This window comes from Desulfoconvexum algidum (assembly GCF_055382125.1).
This window is the reverse complement of the sequence record NZ_AP042394.1, coordinates 5718771-5739061: the sequence shown is the minus strand read 5'-3', so window position 1 is coordinate 5739061 and position 20291 is coordinate 5718771. Positions and strand designations below refer to the sequence as shown.

The 20291-nt window shown below is 46.2% G+C and carries 17 protein-coding genes; 9 read left to right on the top strand and 8 right to left on the bottom strand.

Annotation, left to right across the window (positions count from 1 at the left end; translation table 11 throughout):
• Positions 1 to 27: 27 nt before the first annotated feature.
• Positions 28 to 1128 (bottom strand): NAD(P)/FAD-dependent oxidoreductase, encoded by a 1101-nt coding sequence (locus tag ACZ45G_RS25885; RefSeq protein ID WP_464173470.1) that lies wholly within the window; start codon positions 1126 to 1128, stop codon positions 28 to 30.
• A gap of 189 nt (positions 1129 to 1317) precedes the next feature.
• On the opposite strand from ACZ45G_RS25885, the gene ACZ45G_RS25880 reads away from it, so the two are divergent.
• The 4 genes from ACZ45G_RS25880 to ACZ45G_RS25865 all read left to right on the top strand — a co-directional run bounded on the left by ACZ45G_RS25880 (position 1318) and on the right by ACZ45G_RS25865 (position 5571).
• The gene (locus ACZ45G_RS25880; protein WP_464173469.1) at positions 1318 to 2574 is read left to right on the top strand and encodes an amidohydrolase family protein; all 1257 of its coding nucleotides are present in this window, start codon (positions 1318 to 1320) and stop codon (positions 2572 to 2574) included.
• A gap of 339 nt (positions 2575 to 2913) precedes the next feature.
• Positions 2914 to 3714 carry a thymidylate synthase gene (locus tag ACZ45G_RS25875; RefSeq protein WP_464173468.1) on the top strand — a complete coding sequence of 267 codons (801 nt, stop codon included), beginning with the start codon at positions 2914 to 2916 and terminating at the stop codon, positions 3712 to 3714.
• Entirely contained in the window at positions 3711 to 4523 is an 813-nt protein-coding gene (locus ACZ45G_RS25870; protein WP_464173467.1) for an alpha/beta fold hydrolase, read from the top strand. The genes ACZ45G_RS25875 and ACZ45G_RS25870 overlap by 4 nt, the downstream gene beginning before the upstream one ends.
• A 184-nt stretch (positions 4524 to 4707) precedes the next feature.
• The gene (locus tag ACZ45G_RS25865) at positions 4708 to 5571 is read left to right on the top strand and encodes a DNA ligase (protein WP_464173466.1); all 864 of its coding nucleotides are present in this window, start codon (positions 4708 to 4710) and stop codon (positions 5569 to 5571) included.
• 9 nt (positions 5572 to 5580) lie between these two features.
• On the opposite strand, the gene ACZ45G_RS25860 is transcribed toward ACZ45G_RS25865, so the two are convergent.
• The 7 genes from ACZ45G_RS25860 to ACZ45G_RS25830 all read right to left on the bottom strand — a co-directional run bounded on the left by ACZ45G_RS25860 (position 5581) and on the right by ACZ45G_RS25830 (position 12408).
• Complete coding sequence (locus ACZ45G_RS25860; RefSeq protein ID WP_464173465.1) at positions 5581 to 6429, bottom strand: alpha/beta hydrolase; 849 nt, start codon at positions 6427 to 6429, stop codon at positions 5581 to 5583.
• 18 nt (positions 6430 to 6447) lie between these two features.
• On the bottom strand, positions 6448 to 7488 hold the full coding sequence (locus ACZ45G_RS25855) for a molybdopterin-binding protein (RefSeq protein ID WP_464173464.1): 1041 nt from the start codon (positions 7486 to 7488) through the stop codon (positions 6448 to 6450).
• A 59-nt stretch (positions 7489 to 7547) separates the two neighbouring features.
• Positions 7548 to 7748 carry a sulfur carrier protein ThiS gene (gene thiS / locus ACZ45G_RS25850; protein ID WP_464173463.1) on the bottom strand — a complete coding sequence of 67 codons (201 nt, stop codon included), beginning with the start codon at positions 7746 to 7748 and terminating at the stop codon, positions 7548 to 7550.
• 4 nt (positions 7749 to 7752) lie between these two features.
• Positions 7753 to 8535: a HesA/MoeB/ThiF family protein gene (locus ACZ45G_RS25845; RefSeq protein WP_464173462.1), complete on the bottom strand. Its 783-nt coding sequence runs from the start codon at positions 8533 to 8535 to the stop codon at positions 7753 to 7755.
• Positions 8536 to 8576: 41 nt separating this feature from the next.
• The gene (locus ACZ45G_RS25840) at positions 8577 to 10937 is read right to left on the bottom strand and encodes a xanthine dehydrogenase family protein molybdopterin-binding subunit (protein WP_464173461.1); all 2361 of its coding nucleotides are present in this window, start codon (positions 10935 to 10937) and stop codon (positions 8577 to 8579) included.
• A 36-nt stretch (positions 10938 to 10973) separates the two neighbouring features.
• The gene (locus ACZ45G_RS25835; RefSeq protein ID WP_464173460.1) at positions 10974 to 11432 is read right to left on the bottom strand and encodes a (2Fe-2S)-binding protein; all 459 of its coding nucleotides are present in this window, start codon (positions 11430 to 11432) and stop codon (positions 10974 to 10976) included.
• An 88-nt stretch (positions 11433 to 11520) separates the two neighbouring features.
• Complete coding sequence (locus ACZ45G_RS25830) at positions 11521 to 12408, bottom strand: FAD binding domain-containing protein (RefSeq protein ID WP_464173459.1); 888 nt, start codon at positions 12406 to 12408, stop codon at positions 11521 to 11523.
• A gap of 472 nt (positions 12409 to 12880) precedes the next feature.
• Here ACZ45G_RS25830 and ACZ45G_RS25825 point away from each other — a divergent pair, with 472 nt between their 5' ends.
• From ACZ45G_RS25825 to ACZ45G_RS25805, 5 genes are all read left to right on the top strand, one after another.
• Positions 12881 to 13810 carry an ABC transporter substrate-binding protein gene (locus tag ACZ45G_RS25825; RefSeq protein WP_464173458.1) on the top strand — a complete coding sequence of 310 codons (930 nt, stop codon included), beginning with the start codon at positions 12881 to 12883 and terminating at the stop codon, positions 13808 to 13810.
• A gap of 13 nt (positions 13811 to 13823) precedes the next feature.
• On the top strand, positions 13824 to 14558 hold the full coding sequence (locus tag ACZ45G_RS25820) for an ABC transporter ATP-binding protein (protein ID WP_464173457.1): 735 nt from the start codon (positions 13824 to 13826) through the stop codon (positions 14556 to 14558).
• On the top strand, positions 14555 to 15304 hold the full coding sequence (locus ACZ45G_RS25815; protein WP_464173456.1) for an ABC transporter permease: 750 nt from the start codon (positions 14555 to 14557) through the stop codon (positions 15302 to 15304). The genes ACZ45G_RS25820 and ACZ45G_RS25815 overlap by 4 nt, the downstream gene beginning before the upstream one ends.
• Before the next feature lie 115 nt (positions 15305 to 15419).
• Positions 15420 to 19334, top strand: coding sequence for a response regulator (locus ACZ45G_RS25810; protein WP_464173455.1), 3915 nt, complete (start codon positions 15420 to 15422; stop codon positions 19332 to 19334).
• A gap of 1 nt (position 19335) precedes the next feature.
• On the top strand, positions 19336 to 20271 hold the full coding sequence (locus tag ACZ45G_RS25805; RefSeq protein ID WP_464173454.1) for a diguanylate cyclase: 936 nt from the start codon (positions 19336 to 19338) through the stop codon (positions 20269 to 20271).
• Positions 20272 to 20291: the final 20 nt, after the last annotated feature.

Below are 20291 nucleotides of genomic sequence, written 5' to 3'. Positions count from 1 at the left end.
AAATGGCGGGTATCGATTTCCTGGTGGCTATTTTGGTCCCATGTTTTTCAGGACGGTGCTGGCATCCAGGACCGCCGTGTATATGAGGTTGGAATGTTTTTTTTCTTTGATAATGCCGTCAGCGCCGATTTCCATATAGGAGGGGCTGATGGCGCCGCCAATGGCATAGATCTCCTTGAGATTGGTTTCAAGGTGCTCCGAAAGCATGAGCAGACGTTCTCCCTCCTTGGCGATTTTGCAGATGGTGCCGGTACAGGTGATCTGCTGAAGATGCAGGGCATCAAAAATGGCAGATGGCCCGTGGGTGCCGATACAGGCAATGACATTTTTCATGGGAAAACTCATGCCTTGATACAGATACAGGTCATTGCCCATGGAAGCTGTGGATGCCTGGTGGATATAGAGCCGGTCAATGCCGTCTGGATCCACCTCTCCTATTTTGGGGACTGCCCGCTGGAGAATCTTGATCTGGCCACCCAACAAAATTTCTTCCCCCAGATCCCGGGCCGTGTCTGTATTGATCTCAAATTTTTCTTTGATGTGGGCCCAGTAGACTGAAGAGGCATCCCGGGCTTCCCTTTTTATCCTGGAAAGGGAGGCAACAACATCGGCTGCGGCATTCCCGCCGCCGATGACCAGCACATTGATGCCGATATAATCTTCCGGGTTTTCAATATTTCTGGCCACAGTTTTTGCTTCACCGTATATGCCCAGATCGTTGGGAATATTGCTGCCAAAGGCCAGAATGACAGCCTTTGTCAGATAAGATCCCTTGTCAGTTTTGACCATATAATCGGGATGGCTTCCTTCAATGGTTTTGAACGCCTCATTGAAATTGATTTTAAGATCAAGGGAATCCACGATGTTTCTTGCCTGGTCAATATAAGTTTCAACGGGGACGCGCTCATCGGGCGGTCGGATCTCATCCACTGGAAAGGGTTGGGTATAGCGTTTGGGTATGGTGGGATAGACTTTTTTCCCCTTGGGGTAGGTATTAATAATTCCCTGCATGGGGTTGTGACCTTTTTCCAGGATGATATATGACAGGTTTTTTCGTTTGGCCAGGATCCCGGCTGCCATCCCTCCGGGTCCAGACCCGACAATGACCAGATCCAATTTAGCTGTCATGGGTTTCCTCCTTAAATCGTGTGCGCGAATTTATTTTAAAATAAATTCAATTCAAAAAATAATGAAGGCTCAACCTATCACACCGATTAAGGTATTGTCCATTTAAAAAACTATTTTAAAATCAGGGGATTTATGACTATTAATGACGGTAAAATGACTGGGTTAACTGAAGATGAAAGGAACCAAAAGATGGAAAATGATATATTGATACACAATGGCCTCCTGTTGACAATGGAACAATGGCTGCCCGTGATTGAAGACGGTGCCGTGCTGATCCGGGGCTCACAAATTTTTGACTGTGGCCCGGGAAAAGAATTGGACCTGGCCCTTGTTCACCATGACAATCGAATTGATGCCGAAGGGGGGATTATCATGCCCGGTCTTGTCAATTGTCACACCCATGTACCCATGTCCATGTTCCGGGGGCTTGCCGATGACCTGCCCCTGGATGTATGGCTTAACGAGCATATCTTCCCTGCCGAGGCAACCCGGCTCAACCCGGATTCGGTTCACCAATGGAGTCTGCATTCTTGCAGAGAAATGCTGCTTTCAGGCACCACTACCTGCTGTGATGGTTATTTTTTTGAGGCACAAGTGGCAAGGGCCATGGTTGAATCGGGCATTCGGGCAGTGGCGGGTCAGGGGGTGATTGATTTCCCTGCTCCGGGGGTGCCGGACCCCGCCCACAATATCCAGACAGCAAAAGCATTTGTTTCGCAGATCAAGGATCTGTCTTCACGAATAACACCTTCTATTTTCTGCCACTCTCCCTATACCTGTTCAGCCGCGACCCTGGTGGCAGCTAAGCAGGCAGCCGAAGATGCCGGTATTCTTTTCCAGATCCATGCAGCGGAAACAAGAAATGAGGTTCACATGGTCAAGGGACTCAATAAAAGGTCTGTCATTGCATATCTGGAGGATCTGGGCCTTTTAAATGAAAGAACGCTTCTTGTCCATTCGGTGTGGATTGATGATGGGGATATTGAGACCATTCACAGGCGTTCTGCCCGTGTTGCCCATTGCCCGGAATCCAATATGAAGCTGGCATCTGGCATTGCGCCGGTTCCCCGTATGATGGATGCAGGAATTGTCGTGGGGATTGGTACGGACGGATGTGCTTCCAATAATGACCAGGATCTTTTTTCCGAAATAGACATGGCAGCTAAGCTTCACAAGGTGGCCTGCATGGATCCTTGTGTCATGGATGCCAGAACCTGCCTTGCCATGGCCACCATTGAAGGGGCAAAGGCCATTGGCCTTGACAGGAAAATCGGGTCCATTGAACGGGGGAAACAGGCAGATATCATTATCGTGGATATAAAAAAACCCCATATGGTGCCCATGTATGATCCTTTTTCCAGCCTGGTCTATTCCGCTAAATCATCGGACGTATCCCTGGTCATGGTCGATGGAATTCTTCGGGTCAAAGAAGGGAAATTGCTCTAAAAAGAATGCCGCCTGACTGCCAGGGTCAGGGCAGTCAGGCGGCTGGATAATGTTTGCCAAGGAGATGGGGGGTTGCCTTAGAAAAACAACTTCCTTCATTATCCGTATTTCGTAATCTTAAGTTTGTTTCTATCCCTATGGTTATTTTTTGTCAAGAGTAATTTTATATTTGGGTGTAAAATAAATTATAATTACTAAAAATAACCAAAAATAACTTTGTGTGTAGTAAGATTCTGGTGTAACAGACTATCGTTAAGGGTGACTTTTGGGTTGTCACACAGAAAATTCCAGTATATAAACCAGATCAAAAAGATGTGAACCCTTTTAAAGGAGTATTCCATGCTAGAACCGATTTTCATCAAAGCCACCAGCCTGTCCGATGCCTGGTTTCAAACCCTTTATCAATGTGTTGAAAAGGGTCGGTCCTTCACCATAGACAGGGGGTCCTTTGAAGGTCAGAAACGACTTGAGTTCGATTATATTACCATTCATATCACCCATCCTTCGTCAGTTCCCCTGTTGCCCAAGGTGAACCTGGCCCTGGGATTTCCCGACCCTGTGGATGAAAATTATCTGGATGATTATCTGCCCTATCTTATGACCGGTGAGGAAAAACAGGGAGAATCCTATACCTATGGTCAGCGGATCTGCAAGTGCGACCTTGCTTATCTGCCGGATGATTACAAGGAGCTCACAAAAATTTTGATCCAGGAAAGAGAAATCTGGACAGACCGGAATATTCTGATAGAGGAAAAGGGCAAATTTTATGTTAACCAGATGGAATTGATGATCTGGACCTATACCCACAAAGGTTACCGGAATAACCAGATGATCCTGCAGGTGGGGCAACCCTCTGACATGATTTTGATTGACCCGCCCTGTCTGCGTCATATCGATACTCGTATCCAGGATGGCAAACTTCATTTTTTCCCCTATTTCAGGTCCTGGGATCTGTTTGGCGGTTTCCCGGCCAACCTGGCCGCCATCGAGATGATGAAACAATATTGTGCAGCCCAGATCGGGGTTGAAAATGGTGAGATTATTGCCTCTTCCAAGGGACTGCATATTTATGACTATGTCTTTGAAATAGCCGAGGCCATCAGGGGGCGGTCCATGGATGAGTTCCGACAGATGACATGATCGAAAGGGTCTGTGATACCGACATTTTCTACGAGATCATCGGGCAGGGGCTTCCGGTGATTAATCTTCACGGGTACGGTATTGACCATCGTTCAATGAAGGCCGGCCTGGAACCCCTATTTACCTGTTATGACCGATTCCAGCGCATCTATTTTGACCTGCCCGGGATGGGGAAATCCGGAAGCAATCCCCAAATTCTCAGCTCCGATGACATGCTGGAAGTGGTGATACAGTTCATTGATCATCTGCTTGGCCCGGATCAACCCTTCATTCTCACAGGGCTTTCCTATGGCGGGTATCTTGCCCGGGGTGTGCTTCATAAAATGAAGGACCGGGTCCGGGCGATGCTCCTCGTTTGCCCTGTGATTGGATTTCGGCGTAAGGGCAGGCAATTGCCGGATTTCAGGCTATGGGAAAGGGATGAGGCCCTGGTGTCTGAATTGACCCCAAATGAATTTGAGACCATTGATCAATTTTTGACCATCCAGACAAAACCGGCCTGGGAGCGCTTTAAACGAGATATCAACCCTTCGCTGGTCTTGCCCGACCCAGGTCTTATGGAGAGAATCCGGGACACTCAATTCTCCTTTGACGTGGATACCCTGGAATCGCCCTTTGACAATCCCGCCCTGATCCTTCTGGGACGTTACGATGTTGCCGTTGGGTATAAAGATGCCTGGAAAATTTATGATAATTTCACCGATGCCACCCTGGTGGTCCTGGGCCGGTCAGGTCATTGCCTTCAAATGGAACAGCCAACCCTGTTTGAGACCCATGTCCGGGCATGGCTGGATCATATTCCGGTCTAAGCCATGATGAAATTTTTTTTCTTAAAGAAATTTTTCTTAAAGAAAATATTGTGAAGGCGATATCTGGTATTTTTTAAAAAAACTATAATATCAGGGCTTTCCTGATTGCTTTTTCTATGATTTCTCGATAGGACATTAGTATCAAATTTTTATAAATCATTAGCCGATAACTTTGGGTGTGGTTATGTCTGTTTTAAAAATTTTTGACCATCAATGGTTCAATTTTCTATCCGTTCTGGGGGTGTTTCTATCCATTATTTTCTGCCCCCTCCTGTTTGCCCATGAGTTTGCTTTGCAAAAGGCAAAAACATATACCCATAAAGAAGATATAACAGGGTGGGTGATGAGTGAGAAGCTCGATGGAATAAGGGGGTATTGGGACGGGCATCAATTGCTCACCCGAAAGGGCCTGCCCCTGAATCCACCCCCATGGTTTGTTAAAAATTTTCCACCCTTTGAGCTGGATGGTGAACTTTGGAGTAAACGGGGTGATTTTGAATTCATTCAATCAATCGTTCTTGATGAAAAACCGGGGGAGGGGTGGGAGAAAATCAGGTATAATGTTTTTGAAGTTCCCAATGAAAAAGGAGACTTTCCTGTACGAATCAACCGAGCAAAAGAATGGTTTGAAATACACAAGAACAGTCATGTGCGGTTTATTCCCCAGATACGGATACAAGACAGATCAGATCTTGATCAATTCTTAAATAAAATAGAATCCATGGGAGGTGAGGGTGTTATCGTAAAGGACCCGAAAATGCCTTACCATACCGGGCGAAGTGCCCATGTCCTGAAAGTGAAAAATTTTCAGGACATGGAAGGAATTGTTATTGGTTTAAACAAGGGGAAGGGAAAATACAGGGAGATGATGGGGTCTCTTACCCTGAGGCTTGCAAACGGAATTATTTTTAAGCTGGGCACGGGTTTTACAGACCAATTCAGGAAAAACCCACCCCCCTTAGGAACAAATATTACCTTCAAGTACAATGGATTTACCAAAAACGGGATTCCTAAATTTGCATCTTTTTTAAGGGTGCGTCAGGAATGATACCTGGGGTTAATGTCCTTTTTTTTCGAGTTGTTTTTCTATCCATAATTGGACATCCTTTAATACCTGTGCATGTTCAGGCTCATTGAATATTTCATGGTAAAATCCATCATAGAGTTTAATGGTTTTATCCCCTGAACCTACCAGGTCATAAAGAAGCTGAGCACCACCGGGATCGACCAATGAATCTTCACTTCCCTGGGCAATCATTATGGGCAATTGTATTTTTGCGGCATGTTCCGTGACATGGCGCATTGCTTTGAGTAATTCTGCGGCAAGGCGGGCTGTGATCTTTCCGGTATAAACCAAAGGGTCATTGATATAAGCTTCTACCACAGCAGGGTCACGGCTTATCCCTTCAAAAATTAATGGCGCAACACCTAATTTTGGCATGAGCACGGAAAATATTTTCCCCGCGAGAATAGCGATCTGGGAAATATTCTCCGGTATTTTGATTGCCGGCCCGGAAAGAACAGCCCCAGATAAATCATCCTGATGTTCCAGCAGGTATGCGGCACCAATTAATCCCCCCATGCTATGCCCGATCAGAAATATCGGCGTTTCAGGCTGCTTTTCCCGGATAGAATCAAAATAGATCTTGAGTGTCTTTGTAAAATCCTGGAATTGTTCCACATAGACTCTTTTGCCCTCTGATTTTCCATGCCCAATATGATCGATTCCATAAACACCATATCCCAGTGGGACAAAGTGATTGACAAGATTCATATATCGTCCACTATGTTCTGCCAATCCATGGGCAACCATAAGAATTGCTTTTGGTTTCTCCTCGGGCAGCCAATATTGATAATACACATTGGTTGCCCGATTGCTTTTTAAATACCCTTCCTGGTGTTTCATCCATATCTCCTTGAAAAATTATTTTCCAAAGCTGCAGGAGGGAAATCGACACACTTTGCAGCTGGAGCAGAATCCGCCATGTCCCATTTTAACTATGTCTGAGCGTTGAATGGTTTCTCCGGCTAAAAGCCGGGGTAAAATCAGGTCAAAGATGGAGGCCCTGTGGTACATGACACATCCGGGAAGTCCCACCACGGGAATATCTCCGATGTGAGCCAGCATGAACATGGCACCGGGAAGAACCGGGGCACCGTAGGAGGTAACCTTGCCCCCCGCCGCCCGGATGGCAGCCGGGGTTAAATCATCCGGGTCCACGGACATGCCGCCGGTTACGGCTATCATCTGGGCGCCTTCCGCCAGCAACTCCTGGATGGCGGTAACGGTCATGGACAGTTCATCGGAAACAATTATTTTTCGAGTAATACGACTGCCCAGTTCTTCAAATTTTTTTGTCACCACAGGTCCAAATCCATCCCGAATTCTGCCGCTAAAGACTTCTGATCCCGTTATCACCAACCCCACATCCAGCTTGGCCATGGGTTTTACCTGGATGATGGGAAAATATTGTTGGCATATTTTTTCTGCTTCAATGACGTTGGTTTTATCAGTGGACAGGGGGATGATCCGGGTGCCGGCAAGCTCCTGGCCAGGTTGAACCACCTGGTTCGTATGCAGGGTGGAAAAGATGACCTCCGGGACTGAGTTTAATCGTTCAAGGGCGGCCACATCGATTTTTAAAAAACCAAGGGCTGTGGCGGAAAAACTTACCTTGCCCTCCTTTGGATCGCTGATGGAAAGACCTTTGCCCATGGCGGCCTGGGCAATGCGCAGGGCAGCATCATTTTCATGGACCTCTCCGTCAAGACCTGCCACATATATATTTTGTTTGCCAAGATCCAGCAGTTTTTCCACGTCTGCCGGGGTAATGACATGGCCTTTCCTAAAGGTCGGGCCTTTAAAAAGATCCGGCACGATTTCGGTGATGTCATGGAGCAGAACTTTGCCCACGGCATCTTGAACGGGAAGGGCCTTTATTTTTTCTTTTTCATAGTATTGCATATCATGATACTCCTGAAAGATAGTCCACTGATAGCGATTTGTCCGGTCTGATGCAACTGCTAACCGCCGAGATTGGGATTGATAAACTCGATCATATCATTTTCCATGACCATACAGGTATCATAATTTTTAGGATAAATATACCTGCCGTTTTGTTCCACAATTACGTGGGGGTCCCCTTCACCAAAAAATTTAATGAGTTCGTTGATATTCAGGCCCTCGGGGATGGTCTCTTTCAAACCGTTAAATTGGATGTTCATATTGTCATATCTTTATATTTTGATTTTTGTTTGATGGGCTGCAGGCCCTGCAGTCCGGATTCGGTGTTAAGGTGGCCGTGGTAATTCGCATATCCAGTCCGGAAATCCGGACCAGCCGATTTGTCAGCGGGGTGCCGATGGCCAACAATAATTTAACCGCTTCCATGGCCTGGATGGAAGCAATCATTCCGGCGGTTGCTCCCAGTATACCATTGTTGGGGGGGTGTGTCCCGGGTTTTATTGTTTCGGGTTTTAAGGTTTCAGGATTTTGGATGATACATTCAAAACAAACAGATCCCGGGACAAAACTTGAGATCATTCCGTCAAATCCCATGACGCCGCCAAAAACCCAGGGTAGATTATGGCGCAGCGCAGCCCGGTTCAATACTTTTCGGGTGGGGTAATTGTCACATCCATCCACGATGAGGTCCACGCCTTCCAAGAGCCCGTCAATGCTTCCCTGGTCTATTCTTACCTGTACCGGGGTAACCTGAATGGTTGAATTGAGCTGACCCAGGCGTTGGGCGGCAGAGACCACCTTGGGATCGCCCAGGGTGGCCTCACAGTGAACAAGCTGTCGGTTCAAATTGGAAAGCTCCACATGGTCGTGGTCCGCGATGATTAAATGGCCCACACCGGCGGCTGCCAGATACAAGGATGACAGGGAGCCTAACCCCCCGGCCCCGGCAATCAGGACCCTTGCCCTGGAAAGTTTTTCCTGACCTGATAGGCCGATCTGGGGCAGCTTGATCTGGCGGGTATACCGTTCGCAGGTTTCAAGGGCCATTTTTTATCAGCGTTCCTATTCTATTCTTCTATTTGGCCATGCTATTTTACCATTTTGGTCTTATACTCCTGGATGGCATGGAAGACCCGTTCCGGGTTCATGGGCAGTTCATTGAGCCTGACTCCTGCGGCATTGTAAACCGCATTGAGGATGGCGGGGATGGTCGGCATGATGGCGCCTTCCCCCACTTCCTTGGCGCCGTAGGGGCCATTGGGTTCATCGCTTTCCACCACAATTGCTTTGACCCGGGGCATGTCCATGGCTGTGACAATTTTATATTCGGCAAGGTCAGCGTTGAGTACCTGGCCTTGATCGTTAAAGATCACCTCTTCATGCATGGCTTCCCCGATTCCCATGGAGACGGATCCTTCCATCTGGCCTTCCACCGAGGTCATGTTGATGGCCTTGCCGCAGTCATGGGCGTCGGTGATGTTGTCAATGGTCACCTGTCCTGTTTCCATGTCCACGGTTACCTCGGCTACCTGGGCTGAACACCCATAGGCAGGAGAGGTTCCAACGGCTGCTCCCTTGAACTTGCCACCCAGGTTATGGGGCTTGTATTTGCCGGTTCCCACAATGGAGCCCTTTTCAAGGAAGGCGATTCGGGAGGCTTCCTTAAAGGTCAGACGTTCAGAATCAGGATTATCGATCCATCCCCTGTGTTCCTTGATATACCGGGTCCGAAGAGTTGAAAAATCAGGCACTTCTCCTGAAAATTTGATAAAGCCGTTTTTGATATCCAGTTCTTCCACGGGGACGTTCAGCTGATCCGCCAGCACTTCTAAAACCTGGGCCTTGGCATGGTCGGCAGCATCCTTGGTGGCGTGTCCGGTCATCAGTGTCTGGCGGCTGGAGTAGGCACCCAGGTCAACGCCCATGTCGGTGTCTCCGGAAGCCAGTCGGACATGATCCAGAGGGATCCCCAGGGCTTCTGCGGCAATCATGGCAAAGGCCGTGTCAGACCCCTGGCCGATTTCAGCCGATGCCGTATAGACAAGGGCGGTGCCGCCGTCCTCCGTTAATTTGACAATGACGGTACCATGAAAGGTGTCAGACCGATAAATGGGGTATCCTGCCCCGGACACAAAGAAACCGCAGGCCATGCCGATGCCTTTTCCAGGGGCCATATTTCCCTTTTTCTTGTCCCAGCCGGATCCTTCTCGCACCGCTTCTATACATTCGGACATGCCAAATGAGCTCATGTTCAGGTCGTTACAGGTAGTGTCTCCCGCGTTCATCATGTTTTTGAGTCGCAGTTCCATGGGGTCCATGCCGATCTCTTCTGCAATCATGTCCATCTGCTGTTCAAACAGCGCCCGGGCAATCACTGCCCCGTGTCCCCTTTGGGCACCACAGGTGGGTTTGTTGTTATACACCCTGTACCCATCATAGCTCATATTGGCAATTTTGTAGGGCCCTCCCAGAAGGGAGCCTGTGTAGTAGACCGTGGCAATACCAAAGCTTGTATAGGCACCGCCGTCCAGGCAGCACTCATGTTTGATGGCCATGAGGGTCCCGTCTCGTTTGGCGCCGGTGGTAATGGTATGGGTGAACTGGTGCCGGGCCCTTGCATACATAAAAACCTGTTTTCGGGTAAAATTCATTTTGACGGGTTTATTGGTTTCCCTTGCCAGGATACAGCAGATAAGTTCCATGGGGTTGGCAGCGGCCTTGATACCGAAACCTGCGCCTACATAGGGTTTTTTTACCCTTACCTTGCCCACATCCATTCCTAAAACCATGGCAACGGTTCTCTGGACATAATGGGGGACCTGGGTGGAGGTGACCAGGGTGAGGATGCCTCTGTTGTCAAATTCGGCGATGCATCCCTGCATTTCAAGAAAGGCGCCGTCCTGGCGTTTGCTTTTCATGGTGCTGGTTTTGATGATATCGCATTCTTTTAATGCAGTGGCCACATCCCCGAATTCCTGGTGGACTTCGGCGCACAGGTTGCCAGGGGAATTCTCGTGGAGCTGGGGTGCCCCATCCTTCATGGCATCTTCCACCGTGAATACCGCCGGCAAAAGTTCATATTCAACTTTGATAAGGGTGCAAGCCTTCAGGGCAATTTCCAGGGAAACCGCGGCAACTGCTGCAATTTCATCCCCTATATACCGCACCTTGTCAATGGCAAATACGGTTTCATCATACCGGGCAGGGCTGACACCATATTTGATGTGACCTGCCTGTTCATGGGTAATAACAGATTTGACCCCGGGAAGACTTGCGGCCTTTGAGGTGTCAATGGAGATTATTTTTGCGTGGGCATGGGGGCTTTGGAGCATGGCACCATAGAGCTGGCCCGGTCGGCTGATGTCATCGGTAAACACAGCCTGTCCCGTTGCCTTGTCCGGGGTATCAATACGGCGTGCCCGGGTGTTGATAGTGTCGAATTCTTTCATGGCTTCCTCCTTTGGGTAGGATTAGGGTCGGCTGGTTTATGAACGCTGGGATTCAATGGCTTCGAAAATTTTCTGGTATCCCGTGCACCGGCAAAGATTGCCTGAAATGCCTTCCCGGATTTCCTGTTCCGAAGGGTTGGGGTTTTTATCCAACAGGTTTTTGGCGGACATGATAACGCCCGGGGTGCAAAATCCACACTGGATGGCCCCTTTCTCAACAAAGGCATCCTGGAGGGGGTGAAGTCCTTTGTCCGTGCTCAATCCTTCGATGGTCTCAATGACAGATCCGTTGGTCTGGATTGCCAGGACCAGGCAGGAATTGACAACATCTCCATCCATGATGACGGTGCAGGCACCGCAATCTCCTGTGTCACATCCTTTTTTGGTGCCGGTCAGGGCCAACTCGTATCGGAGCATATCGGCAAGGGTAATATTGGGCTCAACCGCAATTTCATGTGATTGATTGTTGATGGTCAGGGTGATTATCTTTTTCATTTAAGTTCTCCTGTTCAGTTGCCGCGGTTTTTGCAGAACTATTTTTTTAAAAAATGATCTCATTGGAAAAGGTTTTATTCACACTGGCTTAAAGGGAAACGCTGCTGGCCCGGTCATAGGCCGCGGCAAGGGTGCGTTTGGTCAGCACGCCGACCATGGCCTGTCTGTAGGCGGCGGTGCCCCGAAAGTCGTCTATGGGACGACAGTCTTCTCTTCTGGCTTTTTCACCGGCAGCAAAAAAAGAGGCCTCCTCCGGCGTCTGGCCCAGCATGGCGGCTTCTGCCCTGGGGGCTCTAATGGGGGTGGCAGCCACTGAACCCAGGGCGATGCGGCAGGTGGTTACTTTCCCTGTGCCCGGATCATATTCAAGGAAGGATGCCACATTGACCACATTGATTTCTGATGATTTCCTTTTCCCCAATTGGATATAGTGTGCATCACTGTTATCGCTTGGGATGGAAAGCCTGAAGCCCGTGAGAATTTCATCGGGGGCTATACAGGATTTGCCGGGGCCTGTAAAAAAGTTGGCAATGGGAATTTCCCGTTTTGTGTCGCTGCTTGCCAAAAGGGCCGTTGCCTCATAGACCAAAAGGGCGCACAGGGTATCTCCGGCAGGACTGGCATTGCAGGCATTGCCGCCAATGGTCGCCCGATTTCGGATTAAATGGCTGCCAAGGTTGTCGCAGCCGGCCTTGAGGGCCTTGAATTTTTCCTGGATAATGGGGGTTGAAGAAATGGTTGCCATGGTGGCGCAAGCGCCAATGACAATGGCATTTTCTTCTCGGTTAATCAGGGACAGGTCCTTGATTTTTGTCAGGCTGATGAGGTTGTCCGTGGTGATCAGCTTTTTTTTCATGTGGACCAGAAGATCGGTTCCGCCTGCCAGTAAACGTGCATTCTCGCCAAGGTCTCGCTTGAGTTCCAGTGCATCCTCCAGGGAAAGGGGCTCGTGAAATTCAAAGGTGGGTAGCAGCATATTTGTCTCCTTCATGTTAAAGGGAAAAATCAACGAATACCTATTGAGCTACCATTGGGAAGTTGACATGTCAACAAAAATGTGGGGTTGGTATAAACTATTTTGTTCACTATGCTGAACAGAATGATTTTTCTTGATAAGGGACTGTTATTTAAAGGCCTTTAAAGTTTATGTATGGGTTCATTCTATGCTAAAAAATAGCCTTAATTTAGTAAAATTTATAATAGTGAACTTTAAAATGGACGATTAGGGGAAAGAATTGCCTTTCAATATTATCCCGTCCGACGACCTGTTTGAAACGGTAACGGTATTCACAGAAAACCAAAAAAAACAACTTCACGGGGAAATGGTCCAGACCTTTACCCATGGGAAAAATTAGAGTATAGATAGCGTCATTGCTGCATAACGCAAACTTATGTTTTCGTTTTGCACGGGTTAAAAATTTTTGTCAGGAAAGAGTGAGGCCTGCTTGATGGTGAAACAATTAAAAGGTAAGGATGATAAAGAACCAATAGGGATTGTCTGGCTGCTTGTTGTCATTTTTTTACTGGTAGCCGGAGTCGCTTCGGCTGAGACGTTTTGCATGGGTATTCTTCCGGTCATTGATACACTGCCGCTTCAAGTGGGGGTGATGGAGGGATATTTCAAGGCGGAAAATATCGATCTTAAACTGGTGTCTTTTTCCAGTGCCATGGAAAGGAACACGGCCATGCAAACCGGTCAACTGGATGGATTTTTCGGTGATATGCCGGCGACCTTACTCCTGGTCAAAAATAAGATTCCGGTCCGATTTTTAACGGTTTCCTATGCAACCGATAAAAAACAGCGGATGTTCGGGTTGATGCTGTCTCCAAAATTGCCCCTGGCCCGGGAACAGGGCAAAATCACGGTGGCGATTTCCAAAGCCTCGATTATTGAATATCTATTCGATCATTTAAAACAGCTGCCCGAAACGAACAAGATGCTATTGGAAGAAATCGAAATCAAGCAGATGCCCATTCGGCTGCAAATGCTGTTGACGGGCAAGATTGATGCGGCCTTGTTACCCGAACCGCTGACCTCGCTGGCCCAAGACAGGGGAGCAAGGCTGGTTGTGACCGACCAGGGGCTGGATATGCCGCTGACCGTCTTGAATATTCATAGGGATAAATGTTATCTGGCCGACACGTTTGTCAAAGCCTATACAAAAGCTGTGACCGCAGTCAATAAGACCCCGGAAAAATATCGTGGGCTGATGGCAAAAACCTGCCGGATTCCCGGGAACCTGGTCGATACCTTTCCCGTGTACCGATACCCGGCACCCCGGATACCCACCAGGATTGAAGTACAGCAGATTCAGGACTGGATGATGAAAAAGGGATTGTTACACCACTCCATTTCCTACGAAAATTTAATTCCCTAGCGCAAAGATTCCCATGCTAACCATCAGCAATATATGCAAAGAATTTGATTCAAAAGTCGTTTTAAAAAATATTTCCTTTCATTTGGATGCCCGGGAAACGATCGTTATTCTGGGCCCTTCCGGGTGTGGCAAGACAACCCTGCTGCATCTGATCAGCGGGCTTGAGAAACCCGAAAGCGGTCGGATCCTGCTCGATAACCGGCCGATATCCAAACCGGTTCCGGATGTGGCGTTGATCCTGCAAAATTATGGCCTTTTGCCCTGGAAAACCAATTTGCAGAATGTGGCGCTGGGGTTAAAAATACAGGGCGTTTCCAGAAAAGATCGAAATGCCCGGGCACAAAAAATTTTAGCGGAACTGGGTCTTGCGGGTCGAGAAAATGATTTCCCCTGTGTCATGAGCGGCGGCGAACAGCAACGGGTGGCCATTGCCAGGGCCTATGCATCCAAACCTCGCCTGCTGCTCATGGACGAACCGTTCTCATCTTTGGATGCCATCACCCGGGAAACACTTCAGGACACCCTGCTGATCACCTGGCTTGAGACGTCCGTGCCGTATCTTCTGGTCACCCATAGCGTGGAAGAAGCGGTTTTTCTGGGCAAACGCATCTTGATTCTTTCCGGCACCCCTGCATCCATACACGAGATATTTGACAATCCAGGATTCGGGGACCTTGCCTATCGGCGGACCAGTGAATATTACGAGTTGATTCGGTCCATCCGGCATAAAATAGGAGAATACTGGTGAAATTTATCAAGCGTATCGCTGTGCCATATTCAATCACGATTATAGTGGTTTGCCTGGTATGGAAAGTCCTGGCAGTCCTAGTGTCTCAAAATGTCCTGCCCTACCCGGAAGATGCTATTTACACATTTCTGGCAGCCCTGATGACATCCCAATTCTGGCACCATTTTGCAGCCAGTGCGTTCAGGGCAGTGATGGCAATGATCATCGGCTGGGGCGTTGCCTTTCCCATCGGTATCCTGATGGGCAGTGCCCGCCGGGTGGACAATTTTTTGTCTCCGTTTGTGTCCATGACCTATCCCATTCCCAAGGTTGTATTGCTGCCGGTGGTTCTTTTGTTGTTCGGGCTGGGGGATCTGTCCAAGATCATTATTATCAGCCTGATTCTCGGGTACCAGGTATTGGTAGCAACCCGGGACGGGGTTCGGGCGATTCAACCGCAACATCTGGATTCCATTCGATCCCTTGGGGCCGGTCGTTGGCAGTTATTCTGGGAAGGATATTTTCCCGCCGCACTTCCCCACGGGTTTACAGCGCTTCGCCTGAATTCAGGGGTCAGTGTGGCTGTTTTGTTTTTTGTCGAGTCTTTTGCCACATCAAAAGGCCTGGGATATTTGATTATGGATGCCTGGGGCCAGATGGATTTCAACACCATGTTTGTGGGAATATTCGGCATGAGTCTGCTGGGGGTGATATTGAATGAAGGCAGCAATTTTCTGGAAAAAATAAGCTGTCCATGGAAAAAATAGAACCGAACCGCAAAAAAAAGTTCAAAGACCTTTGAATAGCTCAACCCAATGGTGTAAATAAATAAGAATTTAAAATGAACATAATGACGCTATAAAAAACAAGGAATGAATAACGGTGACTTCAGGGAATGAACTTAAAGACAGTGAGAAACTTGCCAGGACTCTTTTTAAAATTGCCAATGCTGCCAATACAACCCAGGATTTAAATGAGTTGTATGCATCAATCCATCGTTCATTGAATCATATTCTGGATGCCACAAATTTTTATATTGCCCTGTATGATAAAAAAAAGGATGTCCTCTCTTTCCCTTATAATGTGGACACAAAAGACGGGGTTCTCAAGGATCTCAGGCAGGCCAGCAAATCCAGTTCTTTAACACAAGAAGTCATACAAAAAAACAAAACGCTTTTTTATACAAAGAAACAATCCATTGTCCGGGCAAAGGCTATGGGACTTGAAGTTGCCGGGTCTCCATCCGAACTCTGGCTTGGCACACCCTTGAAAACAAAAAAAGGGGTCATTGGGGCCATCGTTGTTCAAAGCTACGATAATCCTGATATTTATGATCAAAGGGATATGGACCTGCTGATTGCGGTCTCTGACCAAGTTGCCATGGCCATCGATAAAAAGAGGGAGGAAAAGGCAAAAATAAGAAGTGAACTGCTCAATAAAATTTTTTTTACAATTTCAAATGCCGTGAACACCACTGACAATCTGGACGAGTTATATGGATCCATTTTTCAGACCTTACACCAGTTAAAGCACCTTCCCAATTTTTTTATTTGTATTGTTGATGAGATAAAAAAACTTATGCATTTTCCCTTTTATGCTGATGAATTCGATGGTGCCCCGTTTAAAGGGGCAATGCAGTACAATGACAAAAGCCGGTTTCTCACGCTGGATGTCATTAAAAGCAAAAAACCCGTATTGTTCAATAAAAACGAACTCAATAAAAAACATAAAGGAAACAGGGCGACCGGAACTCAGGCCGTGGTATGGTTAGGGGTTCCCTTGCTTATCAAGGGCAAGGTAATCGGTGTCATGGCTGTCCAGCACTATTCAGATCCGGATTATTTCACCCGTAAAGATGTTGACATCTTTGTTGCTGTGTCAGACCAGATTGCTCTGGCAGTAGAAAGAAAACGCTCTGAAGAAGCCCTGGCCATAAGCAGGGAGCAGCTCGAAATCATATCCAACCAGACCGAACAATTCAGCATGGCTGCGGCATCAATGATTTCTGCAAAAAATCCCAAACATACCTTTAGACAAATAAGCCAGGCCATTGTCAAATATTCAAATTACAAAGAAGTTGCAATTTTCTATTTGACCGAAAAGGCACCGTATCACGAAATCCTTGCATATGATGGCCTCAGTTCAAAGAATATTGAACGGTATAAAAATACTATTATCCGCCCTTCTTTTTTAAATGATTTTTTACAAAGCGGTGAAAAAATCGGCCAGTTTTCTGTTTTAATCAAATCGTCTTCGCTTCAGAAAGCCTATCGTTTGAAACCGGCAGCAGAAAAAAAGCAGCCCCCCCCAGGACCATCTTCTGATTCATGGGACAAAGATGATATGCTTTTTGTCAAGATGCTTGATGCATCAAAAAAACTGATCGGATTTATTTGGGTTGATAACCCAATGTCAAGAAAAAAACCGACAGATGAATCTGTTCGGCCCCTTGAAATCTTTTCAAGCCTTGTTTCACAGATAATTATTCATACAAAATCCCAGGAAGAATTAAAAATAGCTAAAAACGCGGCAGTGGCAAGCGCAAACTCCAAAAGTGAATTTTTAGCGAATATGAGCCATGAAATCAGGACGCCTATGAATGCCATTATGGGGCTTACAGAGCTTGTTTTAAAAACTGAGCTTGATGAAAAGCAAAGGGATTATTTAAACAAGATAAAATCTTCAAGCACATCCCTTCTTGGGATAATCAATGATATTCTTGATTTTTCCAAGATTGATGCCGGCAAAATGAATATAGAAAAAATCGATTTCAGGCTTGACGATGTCATGGAAAGTGTCTCTGACATGTTTTCCCCTAAAACAGCTGAAAAAGAAATTGAGTTTATCATCTCCATCTCAAATGAGATTCCCGGTAAGCTTATTGGAGATCCGTTAAGATTAAGACAGGCCCTGATAAACCTCACAGGAAATTCCGTTAAATTCACACAAAAAGGAGAAATCATTGTCAGCGTTTCCTGCCTTGAGAAGAATACCGATTATATTAAACTTGAGTTTAGCGTTCAGGATACGGGTATCGGCATCCCCAAAGACAGGCTCAATAAACTGTTTGACTCTTTTGTCCAGGCAGACGGGTCCACAACAAGAAAATACGGCGGCACAGGGTTAGGGCTTTCCATCTCGAAACAGCTGATTGAGCTTATGGGAGGCCACCTTGAAGTAAAAAGTAAAGCTGGAAAAGGAACGACATTCAGCTTTGATCTAAGGTTTAAAACACAAAAAACAAGGTTCCGCAAGACGGCCCTGACCGAAGAACTAAAGGAGATGAATGTCCTTGTGGTTGATGACAATCAAGCAGCAAGGGATATCATGCGAGAAACATTATCGTCCTTCGGCTTTCACGTCAATACGGTTGATTCCGGTGAAAAAGCGGTAAAAGAACTTGAAAAAGCCCAGAGGGAAGGGTCCCCCTTTAAACTGGTGATGCTGGATCTGATTATGCCGGGATTAGATGGTCTTGAAACAGCAAAGCGCATCAGAAAGAATCCTGATATGGATAGGATCTCTATCATCATGATGACGGCTTTTGGCAGGGAAGAAGTCATTAAAAAATTTGAAAAGGCCGGTGTAAACAACTTTTTAATAAAACCTGTCAAACAATCCATTCTTCTTGACATGATAATGGATGTTTTTGGAAAGAAGCAAGGCCATTTTATTTCTCAAACAATCGAGACCAAAGACACGACAACTGATCATGGCAGGCTCAAAGGCCTTCGGGTGCTGCTTGCTGAAGATAATACCATTAACCAGCTTGTCGCCGAAAAAATGCTGGAATATGCAGGTGTTGTGGTTACCATTGCTTCTACAGGACTTAAGGCGGTTGAACTCCTGGAAACAAAAGAATTTGATCTTGTCTTAATGGATATCCAGATGCCTGAAATGGATGGGTATTGTGCCACAGATATCATCAGGAACAAATTAAAATTAAAGGAGATTCCCATTATTGCAATGACAGCCCATGCCATGACCGGTGATAGGGAAAAGTGTATTCATGCGGGAATGAATGATTATATATCAAAGCCCATTGATTCCAACCTGCTGTATTCAAAGCTTATAAAATATAAGGGCAATAAACACCATTTAATTCATCAAAAAGGAATCAACCCTGATTTGAGCCAGGCAAAAAAGGCCTCTTCTATTCACCCCTTCCATACCCTGCCCGACGCCTTGCCCGGCATTGACGTTAAATCAGGACTTTCCCGTTTCATGGGAGATACTAAACTTTATGTTCAGCTTTTAGCAGATTTTATAAATGACCATAAAAATTCCATGGAAAAAATCAACACCATGGTCAAGGAAAAGAAAATTGCCGAGGTGCTCGGGTATCTGCACAGTATTAAGGGCATTGCCGGCAACCTTTCACTTTCAAGTCTGTATGAATCAACAACAGGACTGGAGGTTTCTATTGAAAAAAAATCAACCGCTGATAGTGTCTTGCTCAATAATTATAAAAAAACCTTTAAGGAAGCGTCAAAAACCGTTGCTAAACTAAATGATTCTTTTATTAACCCACAGCCCACAGCTCCCCAAAAAAACAAACAGGAATTTGGGCAGCAAGATATTTTACGAAACATCCTATCTTTGCACGAAAAAATTATAGAAAATGACCTGGAAGCAATTGACAGGTTCGGCATTGTAAAAGAAATGATACAAAAGAAAATCAAACCCAATGACATTCTGAGTTTGGATAAGGCCATCAATAATTTTGACTTTGATGAAGCAGAAGTTGTATTGTTCAAGATAGCCCGTTTTTTTAATATTACTTTAAAAGGTATGTAAAATGGTCAACTACTCAATTCGTTCTACTATTCTCATTGTTGATGATCAACCGACAAACATACGGGTGTTGGGTGAAGCCTTAAAAAACGATTACCAGATAAAAATGGCTACCACCGGCGAAAAAGCCCTTGAAATAGCCGGTTCCGAAGCTCCCCCGGACCTTATTTTGCTTGATATCCTAATGCCTGGAATTGATGGGTATGAAGTTTGTAAACGATTAAAACAGAACCCAAAAACAGAAAAAATACCGGTTATTTTTATTACGGCAAAAAATCAGGAGGCTGATGAAACAAAAGGGTTGGACTATGGCGCAGTTGACTATATTACAAAACCGTTCAGCATTCCCATTGTAAAGGCCAGGGCCAAAACACACCTGGAACTTAAAAAACATCGTGATCTTTTAGAAGATCTTTCAACCCTGGATGGTTTAACCGGAATTCCCAACAGAAGAAAGTTTGATGATTACCTTAAGATGGAATGGAAACGTGCTGTAAGAGGCTCCTATCCTGTATCCATTATTATGATTGATATTGATTATTTTAAATTATTTAATGACAATTATGGACATAGCGCCGGTGACGACTGTCTGAAGAAAGTGGCACAAAACCTTAATATGGCGTCAAGAAGACCCGCTGATTTTATTGCACGCTATGGCGGCGAAGAATTTGTCGGCATACTGCCCAACACCTTTATTGAGAAAGCTGCTGAATTTGCACAACGATTGAGGCATAGCGTGGAAGAACTCAATATTCCCCATGAATTTTCTCTGGTAAATGACAAAATAACCGTCAGTTTAGGATGTGCCGCAACCATCCCAACGGTTAAAAAATCCTATGACCTATTAATCAAAAATGCTGACCAGGCCCTGTATGAGGCAAAATCAAAAGGCCGCAACCAATTGCAATGTGTTGGCATTGATTCGTTGGGAAAATTTTAGCAGGACTCTTTTTTTTGTCT

Excerpts from the sequence above, each read along its gene's own strand:
- ACZ45G_RS25885 (WP_464173470.1), bottom strand. The coding sequence starts at position 1,128 with ATGACAGCTAAATTGGATCTGGTCATTGTCGGGTCTGGACCCGGAGGG.
- ACZ45G_RS25880 (WP_464173469.1), top strand. The coding sequence starts at position 1,318 with ATGGAAAATGATATATTGATACACAATGGCCTCCTGTTGACAATGGAA.
- ACZ45G_RS25875 (WP_464173468.1), top strand. The coding sequence starts at position 2,914 with ATGCTAGAACCGATTTTCATCAAAGCCACCAGCCTGTCCGATGCCTGG.
- ACZ45G_RS25870 (WP_464173467.1), top strand. The coding sequence starts at position 3,711 with ATGATCGAAAGGGTCTGTGATACCGACATTTTCTACGAGATCATCGGG.
- ACZ45G_RS25865 (WP_464173466.1), top strand. The coding sequence starts at position 4,708 with ATGTCTGTTTTAAAAATTTTTGACCATCAATGGTTCAATTTTCTATCC.
- ACZ45G_RS25860 (WP_464173465.1), bottom strand. The coding sequence starts at position 6,429 with ATGAAACACCAGGAAGGGTATTTAAAAAGCAATCGGGCAACCAATGTG.
- ACZ45G_RS25855 (WP_464173464.1), bottom strand. The coding sequence starts at position 7,488 with ATGCAATACTATGAAAAAGAAAAAATAAAGGCCCTTCCCGTTCAAGAT.
- thiS (WP_464173463.1), bottom strand. The coding sequence starts at position 7,748 with ATGAACATCCAATTTAACGGTTTGAAAGAGACCATCCCCGAGGGCCTG.
- ACZ45G_RS25845 (WP_464173462.1), bottom strand. The coding sequence starts at position 8,535 with ATGGCCCTTGAAACCTGCGAACGGTATACCCGCCAGATCAAGCTGCCC.
- ACZ45G_RS25840 (WP_464173461.1), bottom strand. The coding sequence starts at position 10,937 with ATGAAAGAATTCGACACTATCAACACCCGGGCACGCCGTATTGATACC.
- ACZ45G_RS25835 (WP_464173460.1), bottom strand. The coding sequence starts at position 11,432 with ATGAAAAAGATAATCACCCTGACCATCAACAATCAATCACATGAAATT.
- ACZ45G_RS25830 (WP_464173459.1), bottom strand. The coding sequence starts at position 12,408 with ATGCTGCTACCCACCTTTGAATTTCACGAGCCCCTTTCCCTGGAGGAT.
- ACZ45G_RS25825 (WP_464173458.1), top strand. The coding sequence starts at position 12,881 with ATGGTGAAACAATTAAAAGGTAAGGATGATAAAGAACCAATAGGGATT.
- ACZ45G_RS25820 (WP_464173457.1), top strand. The coding sequence starts at position 13,824 with ATGCTAACCATCAGCAATATATGCAAAGAATTTGATTCAAAAGTCGTT.
- ACZ45G_RS25805 (WP_464173454.1), top strand. The coding sequence starts at position 19,336 with ATGGTCAACTACTCAATTCGTTCTACTATTCTCATTGTTGATGATCAA.